We start from the raw sequence: 13,674 nt of genomic DNA on the forward strand, positions 1-13,674 counted from the left end.
ACGACGCGGCACACAATGCTTCGCCGATGGCACGGCCCGCACCGTGCCAGCACGGGCAAGCAAGAGACAAGCCGCGCCGTCCGGCCTAGAAGCTCATGCGCAGACCCACCCAGGCGGCGCGCGGTGCGCCTGGGCCGACGAACTGCTCGGCCGGTCGGTCATCCGGCGCCAGCAGCGCGCCGCTGGCGTCGAAGGCGTTCTCGCCGAGCAGGCCGGAGGTCGCGTAGCGGCGGTCGAACAGGTTGGCCACCTTGCCGAAGACCTCGACGTTCGCGCCGAGTCTCCAACTCGCCGTCAGGTCGACGACGGCGAAGCCCCCCACCCGGCCGCTGCCATTGAACTCCACGCCGTCGGGCTGGTGACGATTGTTCTCGTTGCCGCGCACGAACTGGCCGGAGTAGGCGCGCAGCTGCGCGCCGATGTTCCAGCCGGACGCCGGCTGCCAGTCGCCGGCAAGCTTGAGGCTGTGCTGCGGCAGGCCGGGAATGCGGTCGCCGGGCCGAATCTCGATCTCGTCGTCGCCCGTGCAGGCCGCGCTGCTCTCGGCAGTGCTGTTGTGCTCGGCCACGATGCAGGCGCTCGAGCGGTAGGTGGCACGCAGCCAGCTGTACGAGGCGGACCATCCGAAGCCCGCGGCCTGCTGCGACAGGCCCAGTTCGACACCCTGGCGCTGCGTGCGGCCGAAGTTGGTGAAATAGCCGGCGGCGAGGCCGTTGCTGATGAACAGCAGGTCGTCGCTGTTGACGCTGTGAAACAGCGCGGCGTTCCACTGCAGCCGCGGCGCGAGTGTGCCGCGCGCGCCGATCTCCAGCGTGCGCGAGACCACCTGCTCGAGCGGCGGGTCGGACTGCAACGCATTGGGCAGCACGCAGGCGTTGGCGGGGTCGGAGCAGCCCAGCTCGATCGGGCTGGGCGCGCGGTTGCCCTGGCTGAGGCTGCCGAACACGGTGAGCGACGGCGTGGCCTGCCAGGTCAGGCCAGCGGCCGGATTGAACTTGCGGTAGCGGCCCTCGCCATCGAGCGTCGTCGGCAGGCCGAGCAGGATGCGGCCGTCGTCCACAGTGTCGACACGCGTGTCGTTGTAGCGGCCGGCCAGCGTGAGCTGCAGGTCGGGCCGCAGCGAGACCAGGTCGTGCGCGTAGACGCTGGTGGTGCGGCTGCGGCCCGAGACGAGCGCGTCGGTCTGCGGCTCCTCGCCCGGCACGACGAGCAGCGTCGGGTCCAGCGCGCCGGCCGCCTGCGTCTGCTCGAAGCGGCTGGTCGAGCGGTCATGCGACACGCCGAGCGTGAGCTGCTGCGCCCCCAGCCGCTGCGTCGACTGCAGCGCGACGCCCGCGGCACGCTGGCGCGAGTGCGTGCGGTTCTCCACCGCGGGATCGTCGACGACCGGCGGGTCGTACTCGTCGTTGAGGTCACCGTTGAGCGTGTCGACGCGCGAGCGCCGCACGTAGGCCAGGGCGGAGAGCTGGTGCGTGCTGCTGAGGTCGGTGCTCGCGTTCAGCGCCAGCATCGTCATGACGTTGTCGGTGATGTCGGGCCGGGTGTAGACGCGCTCGCGGCGCTGCGCCAGCATCGACTCGGGCAGCGGGCCATTGCCGATCAGGCGGTTCGTGGCATGAGTCAGGCTCAGGTCCCACGAGACGACGCTGCCGTGTGCGCCGGTCTTGGCGAACAGCTGGCGGATGCGCGAGGGCGAGTAGTCGCGCCAGCCGTCCTCGTCGAGCGAGCCCGCGGCAAGGAACAGGTGCCCGGACTCGCCGAGCCGCCGGCCGTGCGTGACCTCGCCGCTGAAGCGCCTGAACGAGCCAGCCTGCAGTTCGACTTCGGTGCCCGGGTGGCTGTCGCCGCTCTTCGTCTGCAGCGTCAGCGCGCCGCCCAGCGTGTTCAGGCCGAACATCGGGTTCGAGCCGGGCATCAGCGTCAGGCTGGCCAGCGCCGCACGCGGCACCAGGTCCCAGTTCACCACGTCGCCGAAGGGCTCGTTGATGCGCACGCCGTCCTGGAACACCGACAGGCCTTGCGGCGTGCCCAGCAGCGGGCTGGCGGTGAAACCGCGGTAGTTGACGTCCATCTGGTACGGGTTGCCCTGCACCTCGTTGACGTTGGCGCTGGGCATCAGCGTGGTCAGCGCGTCGGGCAGGTTCAGGCTCTGCGCCTGTCGCAGCCGCCGGTCACCGAGCGTCTGCACGTTCGACGGGATCTGGTCCCTGGGCACGCCGACGCCGGGCAGCGGCGTGGCGCCGACCACCTCGACGCGCGGCAGCGAGGCATCGTTCGTCTGCTGCGACTGCGCCTGGGCGAGACCGGCGAACAGCGCCAGACCGGCCAGCGCGACGGGGTGACGCCGGCACGGCGGCATGCGGGTGCAGAGCATGGGTCTCCTTCGGAATGGCCGCCGTCACGGGCGGGCGCGGCGGGCTTTGCGCCGAAGCTACCGATCCGCGGCCCGGGAAGCCAGGGAAATCTTCCCGGCACGCCTCAGACCGACGACGAGGCAATGACCCGGTGACGGATCGCCAGGTGGGCCAGTGCCGCCGACGTGGCCACGCCCAGCTTCTCCTTGATCGCACTCTGGTGGTTGGAGACCGTCTTGGCGCTGAGGCTGAGCGCTGCCGCGCATTCGCCGGCCGAGTGGCCCAGTGCGAGCAGGCGGAACACTTCGAACTCGCGCGCGCTCAGCGAGGCGAGGCGCGCGCCTTCGTCGAGGGGCGCGCGCACGCTCAGCAGCTCGGCGGGCAGTTCGGGGGCGAGGTAGCGGCGCCCGGCGTGCAGCGCACGCACGCCGTCGACCAGGCACTGCGGCGGGCTGGACTTGGGAATGTAGCCTTGTGCTCCGGCCTCGAAGGCGCGCCTCACCAGCAGCGCGCTGTCGTGCATGCTGAAGACGAGCACGCGCAGGCCCTCGTGCCGCTGGCACAGCCGGCGGATCAGCTCCGTGCCCCCGCCGGGCATCGACAGGTCGGTGACGAGCACGTCCGGCCGATGCTCGCCGCAGGCGGCATAGGCCGCCGTCCCGTCGCCGGCGTCGGCCACCACGCGGATGTCACCGCCGTGCTCGAGCAGGCGCTGGTAGCCGGCGCGCACCACCGGGTGGTCGTCCGCGATGAGCACCCGGATCATGGCCCGGTGCCCACCCGCGACAGGCCCATGCGCTCGACGGCGACCTTCTCCTTCGCATACTGCTCGCGCAGCCAGGCGCCGTACTCGGCCGGGCCGAGGTAGTCGAGCTCCTGGTCGTACTTGGCAATCTCGTTGACGAAGGCCGGATCGAACATCGCCTTGCGGAAGGCATCGTGCAGCGTCGTCACGATCGCCGGCGGCAGGCCGCGCGGCCCGCCGAGTCCATAAGGCGACATGGCGACGATCGGAAAGCCGAGCTCCTTCAACGTCGGCACGCTCGGCCAGCGCGGCGAGCGCTTGGCCGCGAAGGTGGCGAGCAGGCGCAGCCGGCCGTTGTCGACCATGGGCGCGAAGCCGGTGGAGTTCACGCCCACCATCACCTGCCCGGAGTCCACCGCCAGCAGCTGCTCGGAGGTGCCCTTGTACGGTACGTGGATGTACTTGAGGCCGCGCGCGGTGAACAGCTCCTCCAGCACCACGTGCGGCGTGGTGCCCACGCCATTGGTGGCGATGCTCAGCTCGCCCGGGTGAGCGCGGGCATAGGCGAACAGGTCGTCGAGCGTGCGGAAGGCGCTGGCGCCCTGCACCAGCACGCCGAAGGTGACCCCGGAGATCTGGATGATTGGGGTGACGTCGCGGATCGGGTCCCACAGCACCTTCTGCGTGAAAGGCACGCGAAGCACCGGCTGCGGGATCTGCGCGATGGTGTAGCCGTCGGGATCGGCCTGCTGCAGGATGGGCATGGCCATGGTGCCGCCGGCGCCGGGGCGGTTCTCCACCACCACGCGCTGGCTGAGATGGCGGCTGGCGAGTTCGGCCAGCAGCCGCATCGTGATGTCGGTGGCGCCTCCGGCCGGCCAGGGCACCCACAGCATGATCGGCCTGCCGGTGGGGAACGGCTGGCTGGCGCGAACCGACCACGCACCCAGCGTGGCCGCGGCGCAGGACGCGCCCAGCCAGCGGCGACGGGACCATCTCGACGGGTTCACGATCCGCCTCCTCGCTTGGTCAGGCCGCCGAAGCCGCGCTGCGGGTCGTAGCCCCAGCAGGCAAAGCCGAAGAACACCACCAGGCACCCGAGCACCACCCAGGGTGCCAGGCCGGGTTCCTTGCCGTACCAGGCGAAGCGAATCCACTCCACCGCGTGGGTGAACGGGTTGAAGCGCGCCAGCTGGTAGACCCACTCGGCGCCCGACTCCTGCAGCTTCCACAGCGGGTACAGCGCGGTGGAGATGAAGTACATCGGGAAGATGACGAAGTTCATCGTGCCGGCGAAATTCTCCAGCTGCTTGATGTGCACCGACAGCAGCAGACCCAGCGCACCGAGCATCAGCGCGCCCGCGAGCAGCGCCACCAGCGCATGCAGCGTGGTCCACGAGAGCACGGGCAGCTCGGTGCCGAGCAGCAGCGCGACGACCACGAACGCGAGCGCCTGCAGCACGGACAGCAGCGCCGTCGCGCACAGCTTGCAGAACAGCAGCCACGCCCTCGGCAGCGGCGCGGTCAGCAGCAGCCGCATCAGGCCCATCTCGCGGTCGTAGACCATCGCCAGCGACGACTGCATGCCGTTGAACAGCAGCACCATGCCCACCAGGCCCGGCACGATGTAGACGTCGTAGGGGATGTAGGTGTCGTAGGGCTCGACGATCGCCACGCCGAAGACGTTGCGGAAGCCGGCGGCAAACACCGCCAGCCACAGCAGCGGCCGCACCAGCGCCGAGACGAGGCGCCCGGTCTGCTGCGAGAACTTCAGCAGCTCGCGCAGCACGATGGCGCGCAAGGCCTGCAGCGCATGCGGCAGGCCGCGACGGACGCCGGAGGCGGGGCTCAGCGCGGTTGCTTGCACAGCTTCTCCGGTGCGTCGTGGCCCAGGGTGTCGAGCACGTTGGTCGGGTGCAGCAGCCCTTCGATCGGCGCCTGCGAGATCACGCCCTGGCCGTCGGTCAGCAGCAGCGTCTGGCGCAACTGGCCGTCCCAGGGACGGAAGGTCATGCCCACGCCCTTCGAGCCGTCCACCGGGTTCTTCGCGATCGCCTGCGCCCAGGCGGCATTCGGCCCCTTGGGCGCGGCGACGGCGGCGCCGACCAGCGCCTTGCCGGCCATCCAGGCCGACCAGTCGTGCGCCGTCATCGGCCGCCGGGTCGCCTTCATGAATCGTCTCGACACCTGCGGCGCGCCGAAGCGCTCGAACTGCGCATGCCACGCGAGGGCCACCAGGCCGCCGTCGCCGACCACCGGCCGCGGCAGCACGGTGCGGTAGGGCAGCGTGCGAGCGAACTCGCCGTCGCTGTCCACCACCCAGACAGCGTCGTACTGCGCGCCGGCGGTGAGCAGCAGCGGGTTGGCCAGGTCGCGCTCGCGCGGGTCGGCCGACATCTTGAACGGCTTGCTGCCCACCACCTTCAGCCCGTAGCGCTTCATCGACGCCTGCACGGTGGAGGCACGCTGCTGGTCGGCCGGGCTCGGGCCGGTGAGGAGCAGCACGTTGGTCCACTTGCGTGACACCAGCGTCTGCGCCAGCGCATCGGCGCGCATGCGCTCGCTGGGCATCAGGTGGAACAGCCGCGCGCGGCAGTCCTGCGCGCGCAGCCGGTCGGCCGGCTCGCTGAGGTTGAGCACCGGGATCTTCACGGCATCGGCCACGGCCAGCAGCCAGTCGGCCGGCAGGTCGGCCAGCAGCACGGCGGCACCGGCCTTCTCGGCCGCGGCAGCCGCGGCACGGGCCGCCTCGAGCGACGCCGCCGACTTGCTCTCCAGCGCCACCTTGGCACCGACGGCGTCGAGCTCGAACTGGCCCTCGTCGAGCGCCATCTTCACGCCGTCTTCGGCCGGCCCGGTCGGGTGGCCGAGGTAGGCGCGCTCGGCGCGCGAACGCTCCAGCCTCGTGTCGTCGGCCGGGAACAGCAAGGCAGCCTTCAGCGTCTGCGCGGCCAGCGGCGCCGTGGCGCCCGCCAGTGCCAGAGCCACAACGATCGCGAGCGACTTCATTCGACGATCACCAGCCCGTACGGCACACGGCCGACCGGGATGCTCTTCACCGCCTTGGCGCCGGCCACGTCGACCACGGTCACGTCGTCGCTCAGGCCGTTGACCACCCACAGGCGCCGCTCTGCCTTGTCGAGCGTGACGTTCCAGGCCCGCTTGCCGACCAGCACGAGGTCGGTCACTTTTCGGGCGGGCACGTCGACGAACGCCACGTGGTTGGCCTTGCCCAGCGAGACGAAGGCGCGCTTGCCGTCCTTGGTCATCGTGATCCCCACCGGCGAGATGTCCTCGCTGCGCGCGCCCTTGACCGTGAACTTGACCGAGCCGACGACACTGTAGTCGGCGGTGGAGATGATGCTGACGCTGGCATCGAGCTCGTTGGTGACCCACAGCTCCTTGCCGTCCGGAGTGATCGCCATGCGTCGCGGCCGCTTGCCGACCTTGACGTTCTTCACCACCTTGGCGGAGGCGATGTCGATCACGTGCACCATGCTCGCCACCTCGGAGGTGACGTACAGGGTCTTGCCGTCGGCGCTGACCTTGACCCCCTCGGGCTCCTGGCCGACCTTGATCGACTGCAGCACCTTGCCGGTGGCGGCGTCGATGAAGCTGGCCTCGGCCTCGTCCTCGTTCGACACGTAGATGGTCTTGCCGTCGGGCGACAGGTCGAAGGCCTCGGGCTCGTCGCCCAGGGAAACGCGGCGCACCGACTTGCCGGTGGCGGGGTCGATCACCTCGGCGGCATTGGAGTCGGTGCAGGCCACCATCAGCTTGCCGTCGGGCAGGCGCTGGATGTGGCGGCCGCGCTTGCAGATGGGCACGGTGCCCTTCACCGTCAGCGTCTGCGTGTCGATCAGCGTCAGCGCATCGTCCTTCTCGCTGCTCACGTAGGCCGTGCCCTGCGCCGCGGCGGCAGCGGCGGCGAAGACCAGGCAGAGCGCGGTCGAGGCGCGGGGGGCGAGGATCACGGGTCGGTCTCCTTGTCGTCGGTCAATGCGTGCGGGCGATGAAACCGGCTTCGAGCGTCGCCTCGCCCAGCGCCTCGGTCACGGCGCTCGGGCTGCCGTCCGCCAGCAGCTTGCCCTTGTGCAGCACCAGGACGCGGTCGGCGCCTTCGGTCTCCTCCACCCAGTGTGTCGCCCACAGCACGCAGACGCCGCGCTCGCGCACGTCGGCGTGCAGCGCGGCGAGCAAGTCCTGGCGGGACTTCGGGTCGAGGCCGACGGTCGCCTCGTCCATCAGCAGCATGGCCGGTTGGTGCAGGTTTGCGCGAACCAGTTCCACTTTCCTGCGATTGCCGCCCGACAGCTCGCGCACCTTGCGATCGAGCTGGTCGCGCAGGCCGAAGCGTTCGCACCCGGCCTCGATGCGCTCGCGCGCCAAGGTCCCGGGCAGGCCGTGCAGATCGGCCTGGAACTGCAGGTTGCGGCGGATGCTGAGGTCGAGGTCCAGCGAGATCTGCTGGAACACCACGCCGATGTGGCGCAGCGCCGCGGCGCCGGCATGGCGAAGCGAGTGTCCGGCCACCTCGACGTCGCCCTCGTCGGCCGCGAACAGGCCGGTGAGCACCTGGAACAGCGTGGACTTGCCCGCGCCGTTGGGCCCGAGCAGCGCGACGAAGCTGCCCGGCGAGAGTTCGAGCGTCAGCTGGTCGAGGGCGGCATGCTTGCCATAGCGCTTGGTCAGACCCGTCGTGCGCAACACGGCGGCTGGAGCTTGATTCGTCATCGATGCGGTCGGGCCTGAATGTCTTCCTGCGGCATGGTCGGAGGGGCCGTTCGAGCAAGGCATGGGCCCGCCCGGAGGCGCCGCCATTGAACGGGCGCGCCCCGACGGCCGCAAGGCAGTGGAATCCCCCGCTTGATTTTTCCATGCACGTCCCCTGGCTGCCGGGGCCGCCGCGACAGACCCGTCGGCTGTCTCGCGCGGATGAAACACTCTGTGCCGGCTGCGATGACACGGATTCGGCGCACCTTGTTCGGAGACTTGGCCGAGCCGCCCGCCGCGTCAGCGGAACGCCGTCCAAACACCCGTGGTTTCCCTATCAGGATGATCCCTCGCGCGCTCGTCCGGCGGAGGCAGAAGGAGCACATTTTCTCCTGTCGGATCGCCCCGGCGGTCAGCCATTGTCGGCGCGACAGCGTTGAGGTTGGCGAGCGCCGGTCTGCAACGCACAGATCCGGCAAGAGGCCGAACAAGCAGGCGCAGAAATTGCGGTTGGGCCGACGCCGAGCTCTCGAGGTCGCGCGGGGGGTTGGTCCATTGGGTTGATCCGCGCGAACGGACTCCGGTCACTTCAACAAGGAGACATCGATGCGAATTTCAGGGCAATCCCGCAGGCTAGCCTGGTCGACCTTGGGTCTGGCGGCTTCTCTCGCGGTTCCGGGTCTGGCGCTGGCCAACGCGGACGTGGAGAAGAACATCGCCAACTCCAAGAACTGGGCGATGCAAGCTGGTGACATGTTCAACCAGCGCTACAGCAAGCTGAACCAGATCAACAAGGGCAACGTCGGCAAGATGCAGGTGGCCTGGACGTTCTCCACCGGCGTGCTGCGTGGTCACGAAGGCTCGCCGCTGGTGGTCGACGGCACGATGTACCTGCACTCGCCGTTCCCCAACAAGGTCTTCGCGATCGACCTCGACACGCAGAAGATCAAGTGGAAGTACGAGCCCAAGCAGGATCCGGCGGTCATCCCGCAGATGTGCTGCGACACGGTCAACCGCGGTCTGGCTTATGCCGAAGGCAAGGTCATCCTGCAGCAGGCCGATTCGATGCTCGTCGCGCTCGACGCCAAAACCGGCAAGCCGGTGTGGAGCACCAAGAACGGCGACCCGAAGCTCGGCGCGGTGAACACCAACGCGCCGCACGTCTTCAAGGACAAGGTCATCACCGGCATCTCCGGTGGCGAGTGGGGCGTGCGCGGCTTCATCGCGGCGTACAACCTGTCCGACGGCAAGCTGGCGTGGAAGGGCTACAGCGTCGGCCCGGACAACGAGATGCTGATCGATCCGGACAAGACGATGACCTGGACCGACGGCAAGCTGGCGCCGGTGGGCAAGGACTCTTCGCTGAAGACCTGGAAGGGCGACCAGTGGAAGATCGGCGGCGGCACGACCTGGGGCTGGTACAGCTACGACAAGGCGCTGAACCTGATGTACTACGGTACCGGCAACCCGTCGACCTGGAACCCCTCGCAGCGCCCTGGCGACAACAAGTGGTCGATGACCATCTTCGCGCGTGACGTCGACACCGGCGTGGCCAAGTGGGTCTACCAGATGACCCCGTTCGACGAGTGGGACTTCGACGGCATCAACGAGATGATCCTGGCGGACATCCCGGTGAAGGGCAAGCCGACCAAGGCACTGGTGCACTTCGACCGCAACGGCTTCGCGTACACCATGGACCGCGCCACCGGCGCGCTCCTCGTGGCCGAGAAGTACGACCCGAAGGTGAACTGGGCGACGCACGTCGACATGAAGACCGGCCGTCCGCAGGTGGTGGCGAAGTACTCGACCGCGAAGAACGGTCCCGACGTCAACACCAAGGGCATCTGCCCGGCGGCGCTCGGCTCGAAGGACCAGCAGCCGGCCTCGTTCGACCCGAACACCGGCCTGTTCTACGTGCCGACGAACCACGTCTGCATGGACTACGAGCCGTTCAAGGTCGAGTACACCGCGGGCCAGCCGTACGTGGGCGCCACGCTGTCGATGTTCCCGGCTCCGGGCAGCCACGGCGGCATGGGCAACTACATCACCTGGGATGCCGGCAACGGCAAGATCGTCCAGAGCAAGCCTGAGAAGTTCTCGGTGTGGAGCGGCTCGCTCAATACCGCGGGCGGCATCAGCTGCTACGGCACGCTCGAGGGCTACTTCAAGTGCGTCGATGCCAAGGACATCACCAAGGAACTTTATAAGTTCCGCACACCCTCAGGGATCATCGGCAACGTGTTCACGTACGAGCACAAGGGCAAGCAGTACATGGGCGTTTTCTCGGGCATTGGTGGCTGGGCCGGTATCGGCATGGCCGCTGGCCTGGAGAAGGACACCGATGGCCTGGGTGCCGTGGGCGGCTACCGTGAGCTGAACCAGTACACCGACCTGGGCGGTTCGCTGACCATCTTCGCGCTGCCGAACTGATCGCGAGAAGACCGGTCCAATGGGCCGGTTCGAACCCCGGGGGGATGGGGCCGATGGCACCGTCCCCCTTTTTCACAAACGGAAGACTGTCAGATGATTCGCAACACCCTGCTCGGCCTCTCGCTCCTGGCCGCCACCACCGCCTTCGCCCAGGAGGTGAAGACCCCCCTGTACACCGTGGTCGACGGCTACAAGGTCGACGACAACACGATGAAGGGCTTCCGCACCTGGCGCCAGGCCGCCTGCGACCGCTGCCACGGCGCGAACCAGGAAGGCATGGTCGGCCCGTCGCTGATCAACAGCCTGAAGACGCTGTCCAAGGAAGAGTTCGTCAAGACGGTTCGTGACGGTCGCCTCGACAAGGGAATGCAGAGCTTCGGCACCAGTCAGGCGGTGATGGACAACATGGATCATCTGTACGCCTACCTGAAAGGCCGCTCCGACGGTGCAATCACCCGTTCGAAGGTCGAGCCGCTGCAGAAATGAAACGACTCCACGTCGCGACGCTGCTCGCCGCGCTGTTCACCGCAAGCGCGGCGTCGGCCCAGGCGAGTCCGGACGCCCCGCCCAAACGCGAGGCGTTCCGCGTCTGCCAGGACCCGAACAACCTGCCCTTTTCGAACACCAACGCCGAGGGCATCGAGAACAAGATCGCCGAGGTGTTCGGCAAGGCCCTCGGCCTGCCGGTCACCTACTACTCGTTCCCGCAGCGCCTGGCGTTCATCCGCAACACCTTGCGCTACAAGCTGCCGGGCCAGGACTACCCCTGTGACATCGTCATGGGCGTGCCAGCCGGCTTCGACCAGGTGTCCGTCACCAAGCCCTACTACCGCTCGACCTATGCGCTCATCTTCGCGCCCGGCAAGGGGCTGGATCACGTGCGCAGCGTCGAGGACTTCCTCACCACGGACCGCGCGGTGCTCGCCAAGCTGCGCATCGGCCTGTACGACCGTTCCCCGGCTTCGGCCTGGCTCTCCAAGCACGGCCTGGTGGAAAGCGGTGTTCCTTACCAGATCATGAATGCCGACCCGGCGCAGTACCCGGGCGAGATCATCGAGAAGGACCTCGCCGCCGGCAAGATCGATGCGGCCATCGTCTGGGGCCCGATCGCTGGTTTCTACGCCAAGCGCGTCAAGTCGCTGGCGCTGACGGTGATACCGATGCGTTCCGAGCCGGGCATCAAGTTCGACTACGAGATGGCCATGGGCGTGCGCTACGGCGAACGCGACTGGAAGCAGCAGATCGAGGGCCTGATCGAGTCGAAGCGGCCCGAGATCGCCGCCATCCTGCAGGAGTTCGGCGTCCCCGTCGTCGATGAAAGCTACGCGGCCAAGAAGCCCTGACGGCCCGAGCGGTTGCCGCCATGAAGTCCCTCCTGCCCCTGCTCGCCGCGTTGGCCGGCATCCTCGGCAGTGCTGCGGCGAACGCTGCGCTGGACCAGGCCGACTACGTGAGCATCGCCGCCAGCGTGTTGCGTGTCGAGGCGCCGCGCCAGCGCGGCGGCTTTGCGCTGGGCTCGGCAGTGGCGATCGCAGCGGACAAGGTGGTGACGAACTGCCATGTCACTCGCGACGCATTGGCGGTGCACATCCTGCGCGGAGGGCTGCGCTACGCGGCGACCTCGCAGGCCAGCGACGTCGGGCGCGACCTCTGCCTGCTCGACGTTCCCGGGCTGGATGCCAAGCCGGTGGCGCTCGGGCGCGCGGCCGAGCTGGTCATCGGGCAGCCGGTGACCGCGCTCGGTTACACCGGCGGCGTGGGCATCCAGAACAGCCCCGGCGAGGTGGTGCAACTGCACCGCCACGACGGCGGCCGTGTCATCCAGAGCACCAACTGGTTCAGTTCCGGCGCCAGCGGCGGCGGCCTGTTCGACGACGAGGGTCGGCTGGTCGGCATCCTCACCTTCCGCCTGCGCGGTGGCGAGGCGCACTACTTCGCCGCCCCGGTGGAGTGGGTGCTGCAGATGGCGGCCGACACCCGGCGCGGAAGCTTCCGCCAGGTCATGCCGCTGGACTCGCAGCAACTGCCCTACTGGCAGAGCGGTCCCTCCGCACAACCGCGCTTCCTGAAGGCTGCGGTGCTCATGCGCCAGGACCGCTGGAGCGAACTCGAGGCGCTGGCCCGCGAATGGTCGCGCGCCGAACCCGACGATGGCGAACCCTGGCACCTGCTCGGCGTGGCGCTCGACCGGCAGGGCCGGCTTCCGGAAGCGATGTTCGCGCTGGAATGCTCGTTGCGCCTCGAGCCCGAGCGGCTGGCCACCCGTCAGCAACTCGCCGGGCTCGCGACCAAGGGGCTGGCCGCCGCACCCTCCTCCTCCACCCCTTGCGACGCCGATCGACCCTGACACGCCATGCAACCCTTTTCGATGGCCCTCCCCCTCCGACTGGCCGGCGCCGCGCTGGCGGCTGCCCTGCTGACCGCCCCGGCCATCGCCGCGGAGGACTATTCGCCCGCCGAGCGCGCGCTGTTCATGACCAATCACCTTGCCGGCACCAAGCCGCCGGCGACGCTGCGCTACAGCTTCAGCAAGAGCGGCAGCATGGAGGAGGGTTTCGAGGACAAGGTGGCCGTCAAGCTGAAGGCACGCAAGGACGGCCAGTGCTGCATGGCCGAGGCCGACTTCCTCAGCGGCGCGCGCAAGCTGGCCCTGCCCGAGGTCGACGAGGCCCAGGGCAATCCGGCCGTGCTCTACTTCCTCGAGCGCGACATCCGCGAGATGAACCGGCTCACCAAGGGCCAGCAGAACTACTTCCGCAAGCGCATCCGCATGGCCGTCTACCAGGGCGCGCAGATCCAGGACGTGTCGGTGTCGTTCCGCGGCAGGCCGGTCGCGGCGCGCGAGATCAGCATCGCGCCCTATCTCGACGACCCGTTGCGCGTGCGCTTCGAGAAGCTGGCCAACAAGCGCTACGTCTTCACGCTGTCCGATGCGGTGCCGGGGGGGCTGTACGCCATCCGAACCCGCATCGACGATGCCACGGCAGGTGCCACGCCCCTGATCGTCGAGGAGATGGTGCTCGACGGCGGCGTCGCCACTCCCCGTTGACCCTGACCCCCACCAACACACCATGATTGCCTTCCGATCCCTGCTCGCCGCCGGCGGCCTGCTCGCCGCCTGCGCGCCGTCGCTGGCCAACGACTTCCCCACCGTCGACCGCGTGATCTACGTGCAGGAGTGCATGCGCGAGCACCCGGGCCCGAACTTCGAGATGGTCAACAAGTGCTCCTGCGCGCTCGACGCGCTGGCGCGCGAGGTGAAGTACGAGGAGTACGTGGAGATGAGCACCATCGCCAAGGCGATGTCGATCGGCGGCGAGCGCGGCAACGACCTGCGCGACAACGAGACGCTCAAGCCGCAGCTCAAGCGCTACCGCGAACTGCAGGCAAAGGTGCAGAAGGCCTGCTTCATCACACCGAGGTAGCCAGACC

At 68.7% G+C, this 13,674-nt stretch carries 13 protein-coding genes; 6 read left to right on the plus strand and 7 right to left on the minus strand.

What is annotated here, in order from left to right:
- Window positions 1-85: 85 nt before the first annotated feature.
- The 7 genes from Q0599_RS14810 to Q0599_RS14840 all read right to left on the minus strand — a co-directional run bounded on the left by Q0599_RS14810 (window position 86) and on the right by Q0599_RS14840 (window position 7,809).
- Window positions 86-2,374 (minus strand): TonB-dependent receptor, encoded by a 2,289-nt coding sequence (locus Q0599_RS14810; RefSeq protein ID WP_298830741.1) that lies wholly within the window; start codon window positions 2,372-2,374, stop codon window positions 86-88.
- 104 nt (window positions 2,375-2,478) lie between these two features.
- Window positions 2,479-3,120, minus strand: a complete 642-nt coding sequence (locus tag Q0599_RS14815) for a response regulator transcription factor (protein WP_298830744.1) — start codon at window positions 3,118-3,120, stop codon at window positions 2,479-2,481.
- A complete protein-coding gene (locus Q0599_RS14820; protein ID WP_298832702.1) occupies window positions 3,117-4,049 on the minus strand; it encodes a tripartite tricarboxylate transporter substrate binding protein in 933 nt (310 codons plus the stop codon). The genes Q0599_RS14815 and Q0599_RS14820 overlap by 4 nt, the downstream gene beginning before the upstream one ends.
- A gap of 56 nt (window positions 4,050-4,105) precedes the next feature.
- Window positions 4,106-4,966, minus strand: a complete 861-nt coding sequence (locus tag Q0599_RS14825; protein ID WP_298830747.1) for an ABC transporter permease — start codon at window positions 4,964-4,966, stop codon at window positions 4,106-4,108.
- Window positions 4,948-6,108 carry an ABC transporter substrate-binding protein gene (locus Q0599_RS14830; RefSeq protein WP_298830750.1) on the minus strand — a complete coding sequence of 387 codons (1,161 nt, stop codon included), beginning with the start codon at window positions 6,106-6,108 and terminating at the stop codon, window positions 4,948-4,950. Before Q0599_RS14830 ends, Q0599_RS14825 begins: the two co-directional genes overlap by 19 nt.
- Window positions 6,105-7,073 carry a PQQ-dependent catabolism-associated beta-propeller protein gene (locus Q0599_RS14835; protein ID WP_298830753.1) on the minus strand — a complete coding sequence of 323 codons (969 nt, stop codon included), beginning with the start codon at window positions 7,071-7,073 and terminating at the stop codon, window positions 6,105-6,107. The genes Q0599_RS14830 and Q0599_RS14835 overlap by 4 nt, the downstream gene beginning before the upstream one ends.
- A gap of 22 nt (window positions 7,074-7,095) precedes the next feature.
- Window positions 7,096-7,809, minus strand: a complete 714-nt coding sequence (locus Q0599_RS14840; RefSeq protein ID WP_298830756.1) for an ABC transporter ATP-binding protein — start codon at window positions 7,807-7,809, stop codon at window positions 7,096-7,098.
- Window positions 7,810-8,418: 609 nt separating this feature from the next.
- On the opposite strand from Q0599_RS14840, the gene Q0599_RS14845 reads away from it, so the two are divergent.
- The 6 genes from Q0599_RS14845 to Q0599_RS14870 all read left to right on the plus strand — a co-directional run bounded on the left by Q0599_RS14845 (window position 8,419) and on the right by Q0599_RS14870 (window position 13,667).
- Entirely contained in the window at window positions 8,419-10,242 is a 1,824-nt protein-coding gene (locus tag Q0599_RS14845) for a methanol/ethanol family PQQ-dependent dehydrogenase (RefSeq protein WP_298830759.1), read from the plus strand.
- Window positions 10,243-10,335: 93 nt separating this feature from the next.
- Window positions 10,336-10,728, plus strand: a complete 393-nt coding sequence (locus Q0599_RS14850) for a cytochrome c (protein ID WP_298830762.1) — start codon at window positions 10,336-10,338, stop codon at window positions 10,726-10,728.
- Complete coding sequence (locus Q0599_RS14855; RefSeq protein ID WP_298830765.1) at window positions 10,725-11,585, plus strand: quinoprotein dehydrogenase-associated putative ABC transporter substrate-binding protein; 861 nt, start codon at window positions 10,725-10,727, stop codon at window positions 11,583-11,585. The genes Q0599_RS14850 and Q0599_RS14855 overlap by 4 nt, the downstream gene beginning before the upstream one ends.
- Before the next feature lie 20 nt (window positions 11,586-11,605).
- On the plus strand, window positions 11,606-12,589 hold the full coding sequence (locus Q0599_RS14860) for a trypsin-like peptidase domain-containing protein (RefSeq protein WP_298830768.1): 984 nt from the start codon (window positions 11,606-11,608) through the stop codon (window positions 12,587-12,589).
- A 21-nt stretch (window positions 12,590-12,610) separates the two neighbouring features.
- Window positions 12,611-13,291 carry a hypothetical protein gene (locus Q0599_RS14865; RefSeq protein ID WP_298830771.1) on the plus strand — a complete coding sequence of 227 codons (681 nt, stop codon included), beginning with the start codon at window positions 12,611-12,613 and terminating at the stop codon, window positions 13,289-13,291.
- A gap of 22 nt (window positions 13,292-13,313) precedes the next feature.
- A complete protein-coding gene (locus Q0599_RS14870) occupies window positions 13,314-13,667 on the plus strand; it encodes a hypothetical protein (protein ID WP_298830773.1) in 354 nt (117 codons plus the stop codon).
- The last annotated feature ends 7 nt before the right edge of the window (window positions 13,668-13,674 follow it).

This window comes from uncultured Piscinibacter sp. (assembly GCF_937952055.1).
In the GTDB taxonomy this organism is placed as follows: Bacteria; Pseudomonadota; Gammaproteobacteria; order Burkholderiales; family Burkholderiaceae_C; genus Piscinibacter.

Bases quoted from the DNA above. Each gene is read 5' to 3' on its own strand.
- Q0599_RS14815 (WP_298830744.1), bottom strand. From the start codon at position 3,120: ATGATCCGGGTGCTCATCGCGGACGACCACCCGGTGGTGCGCGCCGGC.
- Q0599_RS14865 (WP_298830771.1), top strand. From the start codon at position 12,611: ATGGCCCTCCCCCTCCGACTGGCCGGCGCCGCGCTGGCGGCTGCCCTG.
- Q0599_RS14810 (WP_298830741.1), bottom strand. From the start codon at position 2,374: ATGCTCTGCACCCGCATGCCGCCGTGCCGGCGTCACCCCGTCGCGCTG.
- Q0599_RS14830 (WP_298830750.1), bottom strand. From the start codon at position 6,108: ATGAAGTCGCTCGCGATCGTTGTGGCTCTGGCACTGGCGGGCGCCACG.
- Q0599_RS14855 (WP_298830765.1), top strand. From the start codon at position 10,725: ATGAAACGACTCCACGTCGCGACGCTGCTCGCCGCGCTGTTCACCGCA.
- Q0599_RS14845 (WP_298830759.1), top strand. From the start codon at position 8,419: ATGCGAATTTCAGGGCAATCCCGCAGGCTAGCCTGGTCGACCTTGGGT.
- Q0599_RS14860 (WP_298830768.1), top strand. From the start codon at position 11,606: ATGAAGTCCCTCCTGCCCCTGCTCGCCGCGTTGGCCGGCATCCTCGGC.
- Q0599_RS14870 (WP_298830773.1), top strand. From the start codon at position 13,314: ATGATTGCCTTCCGATCCCTGCTCGCCGCCGGCGGCCTGCTCGCCGCC.
- Q0599_RS14850 (WP_298830762.1), top strand. From the start codon at position 10,336: ATGATTCGCAACACCCTGCTCGGCCTCTCGCTCCTGGCCGCCACCACC.